Genomic DNA, 10998 nt, shown 5'->3' on the forward strand with positions numbered 1-10998 from the left:
TCATTTTGTGAACGTTTTCATCAAACATTCTTTTTGATCCTATTCCATACACGCACAAAAAAACACCCACGTTTTTATGTTGTGGATGTTTTTTTAGACTTTTCATATTGCATCGCATAAATCCCTTCATTTTCAACCCATTCACAAAATAGAACGTCTCGATAAGAGGAAATATGCTGCTTTTTTAATTGCTTATTCAGCCAGGATTCATCAAAGCCGGCTTCTTGTAAATCATCTTTTAAGATTTCGCCGTCAATAATAAATGTTCTAGGCAATTTCACTTCTTTTCCCTTCACGTTCACATCTTCTGCTGTGGCTGGCGCGTATTTCATTTTCGGAAGAACACTGACAGAACCGTCCGTTTCCAAAATGGCATATTCAATTTCATTCAGTGCAAAATGGCCTTTTGCGCGAACCAGTGTCTGCAGCTGATTGATATCAAGCATATTCTTCTTTAACCGATTGTAGTGAATCTTCCCCTTATCAATCACAAGAGTAGGTCTTCCTTCTAAAAAAGCGCGAATGGATTTAAAGCGCTGTGAAAGCCATTCAACTGTATAAATAAGTACGCCCCATACCGCAACAGCAAATAAAATGTGCTGAATCCTGACTTCTGGGTCAAAAATGGCGTTTCCGACCATTTCGCCTAAAATTAGTGCAGAAATAAAATCAAACGGTGTGATTTGTGCAAATTGTGTTTTCCCTAATAATTTTGTAATAAAAAATAAAGCGAAAAATCCGATTAAGAGTTCAATCAAAATATTAACGAACGGCACAAAAATTCCTTCCTTTCTTGCTGCATTTATATACAGCATATACATGAAAGGAAGGATCTAAACCATTTATGAAGGCAATAAAATAAAGACATTGTCCCCTTCAACGAATGTTTCATATGTTTTAACGCATCCGTGATCTGGTGCTTGCACGTTTCCTGATGAAAGATCAATTTTCCAATCATGCATTGGGCAGAAAACGTGATTCCCGCTGACCATGCCTTCAGCCAGAACGCCGCCTTTATGAGGACAGCGATTTTCAATGGCTTTGAACTGCTTATTAGAGGTTTGAAAAACAGCTAATTCAAGTGTACCGGCTTCAACTGTTTTACCTAGCTGTAGCGGAAAATCTGATAGGGTGCCAATGTGAACTTTAACAACTGAAACTGTCATATGATCTCATCCCTTCAATTGATTTATACGGAAGCCGTCGCTTTTTGAAATAATTGTCTCGTGTCTTTTTGACTCTCGCGAAGCTCCTGCCAAGGCTCTTCATATGTTGAAAGCGCAATGTCCATTCTTTCGATTAAGGCTGCTCGTTTTTCATCATCCAGGAGTACTGATTGAATATGATCTAACCCAAGTCGCTCAACCCAAGCAGAGGTTCTTTCTAAATAATTTGCCGTTTCTCTGTAATATTGCAGGTATGCTGCGGCCATTTGCTCTACTTCTTCTGCTGTACTGACCTTCATTAATAAATCTCCAGCCCGCAGGTGTGTGCCGCCATTTCCGCCGGCGTACAATTCAAACCCTCCATCTATCCCCACAATACCGAGGTCTTTAATTCCGGACTCTGCACAGTTTCTCGGACAAGCAGAGACGGCCATTTTTACTTTATGCGGTGTCGCAAGACCTTCAAATTTCTTTTCAAGTGCAATTCCAAGAGCCATGGAGTCCTGCGTGCCGAACCTGCAAAATTGTTCTCCAACACATGTTTTAACTGTTCTTAAAGATTTTCCATATGCATAACCCGATGGCATATCTAGATCCGCCCACACTTTAGGTAAATCTTCTTTTTTGACACCTAGAAGGTCAATACGCTGACCGCCAGTCATTTTCACAAGCGGTATTTCATATTTGTCGACGACATCGGCTATTTTTCTCAAGTCATTTGCATTGGTGACGCCGCCGTACATTCGCGGAACAACTGAATAGGTGCCATCGTTTTGAATATTGGCGTGCATGCGTTCATTTACAAAGCGTGAGCTCTTTTCATCTTTGTATTCAAGTGGATGAAGCATGCCTAAATAATAATTCAGTGCAGGGCGGCATTTTGAACAGCCCTCTTCTGTATTCCAGTCAAGTACATTCATCACTTCTTTGACATGCTGCAGCCCTTTCTCTTTGATTTCATGAATGACTTCATCTCGTGAAAGGGTAGTGCAGGCGCAGATGGTTTCTTTTTGGGCTGTCCGGCTTGCATCCTCACCTAGCGTATGCCAAAGAATCTCTTCGACAACAGGCTGACAGCCTCCGCAAGATCGTGAGGCACTTGTACATTGCTTGACTTCCTGAAACGTTGTTAAGCCTTCTTTCTGAATGGCTTCCACAATCTGCCCTTTTGACACGCCATTACAGCCGCAAACGATATGGTCGTTTGCCATGCTGTCAATCGTGCTTTCTTGCGCCGGATCATTGGAGGTTAAGACAGATACCTTCTCCATATCCGACATATCTATTCCTTCTTTAATGTACGAGAATAAACGAGGTCCGTCGCTTGTTTCTCCAAACATGACGGCGCCTACTAATCGGTTTTGCTGGAAGACGAGTTTTTGATAGATGCCTTTTTGTTCGTCAAAAATCTTAATCGCTTTTTTCTCATCGTTTTCAATAAAATCACCAGCTGAAAATACATCAACTCCTGATACTTTCAGCTGTGTTGACAGAACAGAGCCTTCATATGGAGCAGGGTTCAAGCCGCATACATGCTTGGCAAGTACAGTCGCTTGATCGTATAAAGGAGCAACTAATCCGTACGTTTGTCCCCTGTGTTCCACACATTCTCCGACGGCATAAATGCCCGGGACACTTGTTTCCATAAAATCATTGACGATAATCCCACGGTTCACTTCAAGCCCGCTTATTTCTGCAAGCATTTTACTTGGTTTAATTCCCGCAGCCATGACGACTAGGTCTGTCTCAAGTGTAGTGCCATCTGAAAATGATAATCCTTCTACTCTTGTATCTCCTAAAATCTCATTTGTCTGTTTTCCTAACAGGAATTTCATCCCCTGTTCTTCTAATGCTTTTTGAAGAAGCTGGCCTGCAATAGGGTCTAGCTGGCGTTCCATTAAATGAGAGCTGAGGTGGATGACATTCACTTCCATGCCTAAGTTTAATAGACCGCGTGCTGCTTCAAGCCCAAGGAGTCCGCCTCCGATGACTGCTGCTTTTTTGTACATAGTAGAGGCATTGACCATTTCCTCAGTGTCTTGCAATGTACGAAAAGCCGTCACGCCTTTTTTATCACTCCCTGGAATTGGAAGGATGAATGGAAGTGACCCTGTTGCTAAAATCAATCGGTCATAATGCACGGTCCGTCCTTGATCACTGGTGACTGTTTGGTTCTCTGTATCGATCTTCACTATAGTCTCGTTTGTAAACAGCTGAATATCATGCTCATGATACCAGTTCCAATCGTTTAACGTAATATCTTCGACCTTCGTATCCCCTTGAAGCACTTTCGATAAAAGAATTCGGTTATAGTTAGGATGCGGTTCAGTCCCAAATACCGTCATGTCGAAACGTTCGCTGTCTGTTTTTAAAATGTTTTCAAGGCTTCGAATGCCGGCCATACCGTTCCCCACTAATACGAGTTTTTCTTTCATGATAAAACACCCCTCATGTGATCATTTTTTAGAAAGTACCATAATCTAAACATAGATGGAAAATACATGTTAAAATTTCTCACATAGTTTTTCATTCACGCAGGCTGACAGCTGTACAGGACAATATTTAAAGCCTGGCATTTTACTGTGCGGATCTAGTTGGTCATCAATTAATTGATTAATTGATTGATGTTTGCTCCAGTGAAATGGAACAAATACGGTATCTTTTCGAATGGTGTCTGATATGCGGCATCTGATGATGACACTTCCTCTTTTTGACTTGATGGTCACGAGCTCCCCGTGCTGAAGTCCATACGTTTTCGCTGTGTCAGGGTGAAGCTCTGCATATGCTTCAAACTGTCTGGCAACAAGAGAGGTGCTCCTTCTTGTTTGAACGCCTGTTTGGTAATGAGCCATCACCCTGCCGGTCGTTAAATAAAGAGGGTATTCTTGACTGACGGGTTCCTTTGCAGCCTTTTTTCCATGTGTGACAACGGCAAACTTCGCTAAACTGTCAGAATGTGAGAATGCATGTTCAAATAATCTTTCAGTTCCCGGATCTTCTAAATGAGTACAAGGCCACCTTATGCCTTGTTCCTTCCTCAGCCTTTCATAGGTTATGCCTGAATAATCAGCCTTTGCACCTTTCGTAACGGCTCTTATTTCCTCAAAGATCTCTTCTGCGGATGAAAAGGAAAAATGGCTGCCTTTGCCTAATACAGCTGCTATTTCACAAATGATTTGCCAATCGTGCTTTCTTTGGTGTTTAAGTGGATATGTTGCTTCTCTAAGCGTAACGCGCCCCTCTATGTTTGTCACGGTACCTTCATCCTCTAAATATGACGAAGTCGGTAAAATTACATCTGCCAGCGCAGCTGTCTCAGACATAAATAAATCAACGGCAACAAAAAAGGACAAGTTCTTGATGGCTTGCTGAATCAAGTGCGCGTTCGGCCCTGACTGGACAGGGTTTGAGCACATTAAAAAGAGCGCTTTGATCTCACCTGCCTCCATTTTTTCAAACATCTCAAAAGCAGACACACCCTTTCCTGGGAGTTCTTTTTCATCAATGTTCCATCGTTCAGCCATTTCTTTTCTGTGACCAGGGTTTGAGATATCTCGATATCCTGGAAGCTGATCTGCTTTTTGCCCATGCTCCCTTGCTCCCTGGCCATTTCCCTGGCCGGTTATTGCGCCATAGCCGCATCCAAAGCGGCCGATCTTCCCAGTAACAAGCAGAATATTCAGGAAATTACGCACAGAAGCTGTACCGTCTATTTGCTGCTCAATGCCTCTTGCTGTAAAAATCATGCCTGTCTTTTCTTGTGCGAATTTCCTTGCTATTTTCTGCATCACATCAATCGTCACGCCGGTTTGCTCAGCAATGTCTGGCAGGGAGATGCGTGAGATATGCTCCTTTAGTTCTTGGAAACCTGACGTTCGTTGATGAATAAATGATTCATCGATTAAATGCTCATGCAGCATGATGTGCAATATGCCGTTTGCCAGTGCGGCATCTGACCCTGGTTTTAGGCTGACATGTAAATCGGCTAATTGGGCAGTCGGAGTTTTGCGCGGATCAATGACGATGAGAAATGCGCCATTGTTTTTCGCCTCTTCGATGTAGGGCAGGAAGGTTGGCTGACATTCCGCTATATTCGTTCCAACCAATATCAACACTCGTGCATGCTTGATGTCGCTTAGAGGAAAGGTCAGGCCACGGTCAAGTCCGAATGTTTGATTTGCGGCAGTTGCTGCCGAAGACATACATAGTCTCCCGTTATAATCGATGTATTTTGTTTTCAGCGCCACTCTTGCAAATTTCCCGAGTAAGTACGCTTCCTCATTTGTAATTGATGCGCTTCCGTACACACTGATCACATCATGGCCATGTGACAGCTGAAGGGATTCTATGTTTGTTTTGATTTCCTCAAGAGCCTCCTGCCATGTCGCTTTTACAAACTGTCCGTTTCTTTTGATCAGCGGGTGATTCAGGCGATCTTTATGGAGCGCGTGCTGGTGGGCATGCTGTCCTTTCATACAAAGTCTTCCGTGCGTAGTTGGATTGTGTACACCAATCGTTTGGTAGCGTGTTCGCCCTTCCACATGCTGCTCGATTAATTGCATTTTGCACTGCATACTGCAAAAAGGACATTGGGCTGGGAACACTCGCTTTTGTTCTTCCTGCTTTGATTTTTGCTGGGCATATTGTAAAAAAGATTGACTCATACCTTCACATCCTTATGACTTACATTTTCTTGTCTGCTTTGGTCAAATTGCGCACAGAGCTCTTCTCTTATTTCCTCATCAAGCAACTTTTCTCGAATAGAAATGTTCCCTTGCCGGGAAAGCCAATCACCAATGGATTCTTGAAAGTAAGCATTTTTCCTATACTCTTCAAGCAGCGCTTTAAAAAAAGGGATAAGCTCACTTGAATGAGCCAAGGTGTAAAAAAGCTGGCCTCCTATATAAATGTTCCATTCACCCAGCTGCTTTTTCAGACAGATGTCATCAATTGGAGCAAGTTTACACGTGCAGGAAGCACCGGTGATATGAATGGAGGTGACAGCTGGTAAAAGTGTATCTTCCACTTGTCTTTCCAGCTCTATCACAAGTGACGTGACTGCTGGATCACTGCAGTCGCATGAAAGGATATGAGATAGTCTTCTTTTCTCATTGGGCATAATTGGCCAATGATTTTTGACGATTTGTGCCGCCTGTTTTGACACACCGATAAGCCGTATTCGTTTATGCTTTGTCAGCTCTGCCTGCTCAATCAGCCTGTTCTCTAACAAAGACGTAATGATTTTCAAAAAATCCAAATCAAGCCGGCCTCCATATAATTGAGGAATCAACATGTCTTCCTGCTCAGCAGCGCCGATTTTTTCCACCGATCCTTGAAATTGCTCGAGATAGTATTGAATGGCCGGCCGGCAGATGCCGCAGCCGTGATTCGTTTTCCATTGAAAATGTCTTCTTATTTCTTCAGCATTCACCGGCTGCTGCTTTTTAATAAACGAAAAAATGGTCTGCTCATCTGCTTCTGTACATGGACAATAAAAGGCCTGCGATTCCGTTTGTTCATGTGATGATAACTGGCAGCAAGCACGGACGAGCTCTTGACACCCGCCGCACCCGGTTGCTGCCCCTGTCTGTTTTTTCACCTCTTCTAAGTTTGTCAGCTGATGAACCGAAATGCTTTTTAAAATCGTCCCTTTTGTAACGGTTTGACATTGGCAGACGAGATCTTCCATTTTTAATGAATCTAGTGGGGATGCTTGCTTTTCATAAAGGGATTTCATGACCACACTTTTATCACGTCCCACTTTCACATCTTGCAAAAGCTGATCGGCATGCTCCAGCTCTCCGACGAATAAAATGCCTGCCAGCGCCTCACGTTCAAAGACGAATTTTTTATATACCTCTTGCTCTTCATCTAAATAAGTCACAGCTGACATAAACGGAGAATGATGTTCAATACATCCAGCAGAATAAATCGGCAAATCAGGTACTTTTAATTTTGTTGAGTAAATGGGCTTGGGTGTATGTGTGATTTTTTCCCCTAAAAGATGCTTAGCGAGCACGCTTGCTTGTTCATAAATGGGCTGAACAAGACCATGCACCATCCCTTTGTGCTCTGCACATTCTCCAATCGCATAAATATTTGGGATATTTGTCTCCATCACGTCATTGACAACAATGGCTTTTCTCGTGTGTATGCCATGATTCTCTGCAAGCTGTATATTCGGACGGATACCTGTTGTAAAAACAACAAGATCAGCCTCCACGATGTCGCCATTTTTCAATAGAACGCCTTCTACCCTCTCACCGCCTAAGCATGCAATGGTATGGGCATTTGTTTTCACCTGAATCCCTTTTCGTATAAATTGTCGCTGTAATAATCCGGCGGCTGTTTCATCTAATTGTCGCTGCATGAGCCGCTCCGTATGATGAATGATGGTGGTTTCCAGCCCCGCAATCTGCAGACCAGCTGCCACCTCCACACCAAGCACGCCGCCTCCGATCACTGCTGCTTGTTGATAATGCACCGCATCCGCACAAATGGCCTCATAATCATCAATTGTCCGAAAAGCGTATATCCCTTTTTTGGACACACCCTGAATAGGAAGAAAATTCGGCGATGAACCCGTTGCAATGACGAGCTTGTCATAGGGAATTTCCCGGCGCGCATCTGTCATGACACATTTTCGATTTGTATCAATATGTATAACTGATTCTCCTTTGTACAATGTGATGTCATGCGCGGTGTACCATTCTTTATCCTTTAGTTCAATTTGAGCTAATGATTCGCTTTTTTGTAAAATGGGCGAAAGTTTTATTCGATTGTAGGCAGAGTGCTTCTCTTTTCCAATGACTGTTATGGCGTAATGTTCTGGATGCTTTTGAATGATCTCTTCGATACATTTCATACTCGCCATGCCGTTTCCGATAAACACAAGTTTGCGTTTTGTCATCTGAAATCAACCTTTCTAAGCCTCTGGCTCGAGCACTTTGTATGGATTGATTATGGCACACACTTGTAAAAAAGTGTTTATTCATGTCAATTTTTCTCACATAATACTTTCATTACATAAGTGAACTCGCTATCTTTAAGTCAGAAAATTCAATAGAGGAGGCGTTTTATGAAACTCTCAGAATTAAAATCAAGTGGTCATCCTAAGACATTGTTTGGTTCCTTTTTATATTTTGATGTGAGCTTTATGATCTGGGTTTTGTTAGGGGCGCTGGGTGCTTTTATTGCGCAAGATTTTGCTTTATCAACCGTAGAGAAAGGCATGATTGTGGCCATTCCAATTCTATCTGGTTCTTTTTTTCGGATTGTGCTCGGTTTATTCACCGATCGAATAGGACCTAAAAAGACTGCAGTGATGGGAATGCTTTTAACGACCATTCCGCTCATTTGGGGGTTCATCGCTGGTACAACCCTTTCAGAGCTCGTACTGATTGGGATTTTGCTTGGAGTAGCAGGAGCAAGTTTTGCTGTTGCTCTGCCAATGGCAAGCCGCTGGTATCCTCCTCACTTACAAGGAGTAGCTATGGGGATTGCAGGCGCCGGGAATAGTGGAACACTGATCTCCACATTATTTGGTCCAAGGCTTGCGGAGATTTACGGGTGGCATGCCGTAATGGGGCTCGCTCTGATTCCGTTAAGTCTTGTCTTTTTGTTCTTTATTTTCACTGCAAAAGATGCACCAAATCAGCCCGCTCCTCAGCCGATTTGGTCGTACTTTTCAGTATTTCAAGTGAAATCGACATGGTTTTTCTGTCTGCTTTATGCGATCACATTCGGAGGGTTTGTCGGGCTTTCCAGTTTCCTCAGTATTTTCTTTGTGGATCAATATGGGGTTTCGAAGATTCATGCTGGTGATTTTGTGACCCTTTGTGTGGCGGCAGGCAGCTTCTTTCGTCCTGTGGGCGGTCTCATTGCCGATAAAATAGGTGGAATGAAAGTACTGCTTGGATTATTCGGAATCATCGGCATCTGCTTAGGGGGAGTGAGCAGTCTTCCAGCTTTACCTGTGGTCATTGCGCTTTTATTTGCCGGGATGATGTGCCTTGGGATGGGAAATGGCGCTGTTTTTCAGCTGGTGCCTCAAGTATTTCATAAAGAAATTGGGATTGTGACCGGAATTGTTGGGGCTGCTGGAGGCATTGGCGGATTCTTTTTACCTAATATTCTTGGCAGTTTAAAAGAATTGACTGGCTCATATACGTTTGGCTTTTTGACCATTTCTCTTTTTGTTCTGATTGTCTTCCTCTGTTTAGTCGTATCGCAGCTTAAACGTAAAAAAGTGTTGATCAACCATACCATTTCTGAATCATAAAAAGCCATGACCACACGTTGGTCATGGCTTTTCTTTATATTGTAACACCCTTTGTTTGACCTATTTTGGCAGAACCGAACTCCCCATTAAATAACGGTCTACCTCGTGTGCCACTTGTCTGCCTTCATTAATTGCCCAGACAATCAAGCTTTGCCCGCGTCTTGCATCTCCCGCTGCAAATACGCCTTCTACATTTGTTGTATATTCCCCATATTTTGCGTCAATGCGATTGTTTTTGCTGTCCACGCCAAAGTGTTTCACAAGCGGCTGTTCAGTTCCCTCAAAACCAATTGCAATAAAGACGAGCTGAGCAGGCCATACCTTCTCTGTTCCTGGAATCTCATGAAATTCAAACTTCCCTTGTTCGTTTTTCACCTTTTCCATTTGAATGGTATGAAGCTCTTTTAATTTCCCATTTTTATCTGCCACAATTTTTGTGGTTTGAATTGAATATTGACGCGGATCTTCTCCGAATTTGGCTTGTGCTTCTTCATAAGCATAATCCAGCGAGAAGACATAAGGCTGTTCTGGCCACATGTTATCCCCTACACGTGTATCCGGAAGCTTTGGATGCTTCCCGAATTGAACAACACTTTTTGCTTTTTGGCGAAGTGCAGTTGCAACGCAGTCTGCACCTGTGTCTCCTCCGCCAATCACAATTACGTCTTTTCCTTTTGCATCAATGAAGTTTTTGTCTTTAAATCCTGAATCAAGCATGCTTTTCGTTGCCAGGGTTAAATAATCCATCGCAAGGTGAATCCCTTTTGCTTCCCGGCCTTCAATCAATAGATCACGCTGCTTTTGTGCACCTGTACAAAGGATAACGGCATCAAACTGCTCTTTCAGTTCATCAGCAGTAATATCCACACCGATTTCTGTGTTCGTCACAAAGTCAATGCCTTCTTGTCTTAGAAGTTTGACTCTTCGCTCGACCACTTCTTTATCGAGCTTCATATTCGGAATCCCGTATGTCAGCAGTCCGCCAAGACGGTCAGAACGCTCGAACACTGTTACAGCGTGCCCTGCTTGGTTTAATTGATCAGCACTTGCAAGTCCTGCTGGTCCTGAGCCGACAATGGCAATTTTCTTCCCTGTACGGCTTGAAGGGATTCTTGGTGTGATCCATCCATTTTCAAAGCCTTTATCAATGATCGTACGTTCGATATTTTTAATCGAAACAGCTGGATCATTGATAGCGACTGTACATGACCCTTCACAAGGTGCCGGACATACTCTCCCAGTAAACTCAGGGAAATTATTTGTTTTTTGAAGTCTTTCGAGAGCTTCTTTCCATCTTCCGCGATAGACAAGATCATTCCACTCTGGAATTAAATTGTAGATCGGGCAGCCAGACACGCCGCCCCTGATCTCCATCCCAATTTGACAAAACGGTGTTCCGCAATCCATACATCTAGCGCCCTGCTTCTTCAATACGTCATCTGTATAAGGAGCTGAATATTCTTTCCAGTCATTTTGACGAGTGAGAGGGTCACGTTCATTTGGCTTTTCTCTTTTATAATCCATAAAACCTGTTGCTTTGCCCATTGTCCT

General features: G+C 43.1%; 7 protein-coding genes. 1 reads left to right on the forward strand and 6 read right to left on the reverse strand.

Features of this window, described 5'->3' with window-relative positions; genetic code table 11:
- Positions 1-74 precede the first annotated feature (74 nt).
- The 5 genes from MHB41_RS09335 to MHB41_RS09355 all read right to left on the reverse strand — a co-directional run bounded on the left by MHB41_RS09335 (position 75) and on the right by MHB41_RS09355 (position 8076).
- Positions 75-776: a DUF421 domain-containing protein gene (locus MHB41_RS09335; protein ID WP_101676952.1), complete on the reverse strand. Its 702-nt coding sequence runs from the start codon at positions 774-776 to the stop codon at positions 75-77.
- A gap of 66 nt (positions 777-842) precedes the next feature.
- Complete coding sequence (gene nirD, locus MHB41_RS09340; RefSeq protein WP_024422642.1) at positions 843-1166, reverse strand: nitrite reductase small subunit NirD; 324 nt, start codon at positions 1164-1166, stop codon at positions 843-845.
- Between the two features lie 23 nt (positions 1167-1189).
- Positions 1190-3601 carry a nitrite reductase large subunit NirB gene (nirB, locus tag MHB41_RS09345; protein ID WP_081124488.1) on the reverse strand — a complete coding sequence of 804 codons (2412 nt, stop codon included), beginning with the start codon at positions 3599-3601 and terminating at the stop codon, positions 1190-1192.
- A gap of 69 nt (positions 3602-3670) precedes the next feature.
- Positions 3671-5830, reverse strand: coding sequence for a molybdopterin oxidoreductase family protein (locus tag MHB41_RS09350; protein WP_101676951.1), 2160 nt, complete (start codon positions 5828-5830; stop codon positions 3671-3673).
- Positions 5827-8076 (reverse strand): FAD-dependent oxidoreductase, encoded by a 2250-nt coding sequence (locus tag MHB41_RS09355; RefSeq protein ID WP_101676950.1) that lies wholly within the window; start codon positions 8074-8076, stop codon positions 5827-5829. The genes MHB41_RS09350 and MHB41_RS09355 overlap by 4 nt, the downstream gene beginning before the upstream one ends.
- 168 nt (positions 8077-8244) lie before the next feature.
- Here MHB41_RS09355 and MHB41_RS09360 point away from each other — a divergent pair, with 168 nt between their 5' ends.
- Positions 8245-9447, forward strand: a complete 1203-nt coding sequence (locus MHB41_RS09360) for a nitrate/nitrite transporter (RefSeq protein WP_340900223.1) — start codon at positions 8245-8247, stop codon at positions 9445-9447.
- Positions 9448-9507: 60 nt separating this feature from the next.
- Here MHB41_RS09360 and gltD read toward each other — a convergent pair whose 3' ends face one another.
- Positions 9508-10992: a glutamate synthase small subunit gene (gene gltD, locus MHB41_RS09365; protein WP_024428371.1), complete on the reverse strand. Its 1485-nt coding sequence runs from the start codon at positions 10990-10992 to the stop codon at positions 9508-9510.
- Between the last annotated feature and the right edge of the window lie 6 nt (positions 10993-10998).

The organism is Bacillus sp. FSL H7-0578 (assembly GCF_038630855.1).
In the GTDB taxonomy this organism is placed as follows: domain Bacteria; phylum Bacillota; class Bacilli; order Bacillales; family Bacillaceae; genus Bacillus; species Bacillus safensis.

What these genes read in the sequence shown, in the direction of transcription:
- nirD (WP_024422642.1), bottom strand. Translation starts at nt 1,166, where the DNA reads ATGACAGTTTCAGTTGTTAAAGTTCACATTGGCACCCTATCAGATTTT.
- nirB (WP_081124488.1), bottom strand. Translation starts at nt 3,601, where the DNA reads ATGAAAGAAAAACTCGTATTAGTGGGGAACGGTATGGCCGGCATTCGA.
- MHB41_RS09350 (WP_101676951.1), bottom strand. Translation starts at nt 5,830, where the DNA reads ATGAGTCAATCTTTTTTACAATATGCCCAGCAAAAATCAAAGCAGGAA.
- MHB41_RS09355 (WP_101676950.1), bottom strand. Translation starts at nt 8,076, where the DNA reads ATGACAAAACGCAAACTTGTGTTTATCGGAAACGGCATGGCGAGTATG.
- MHB41_RS09360 (WP_340900223.1), top strand. Translation starts at nt 8,245, where the DNA reads ATGAAACTCTCAGAATTAAAATCAAGTGGTCATCCTAAGACATTGTTT.
- gltD (WP_024428371.1), bottom strand. Translation starts at nt 10,992, where the DNA reads ATGGGCAAAGCAACAGGTTTTATGGATTATAAAAGAGAAAAGCCAAAT.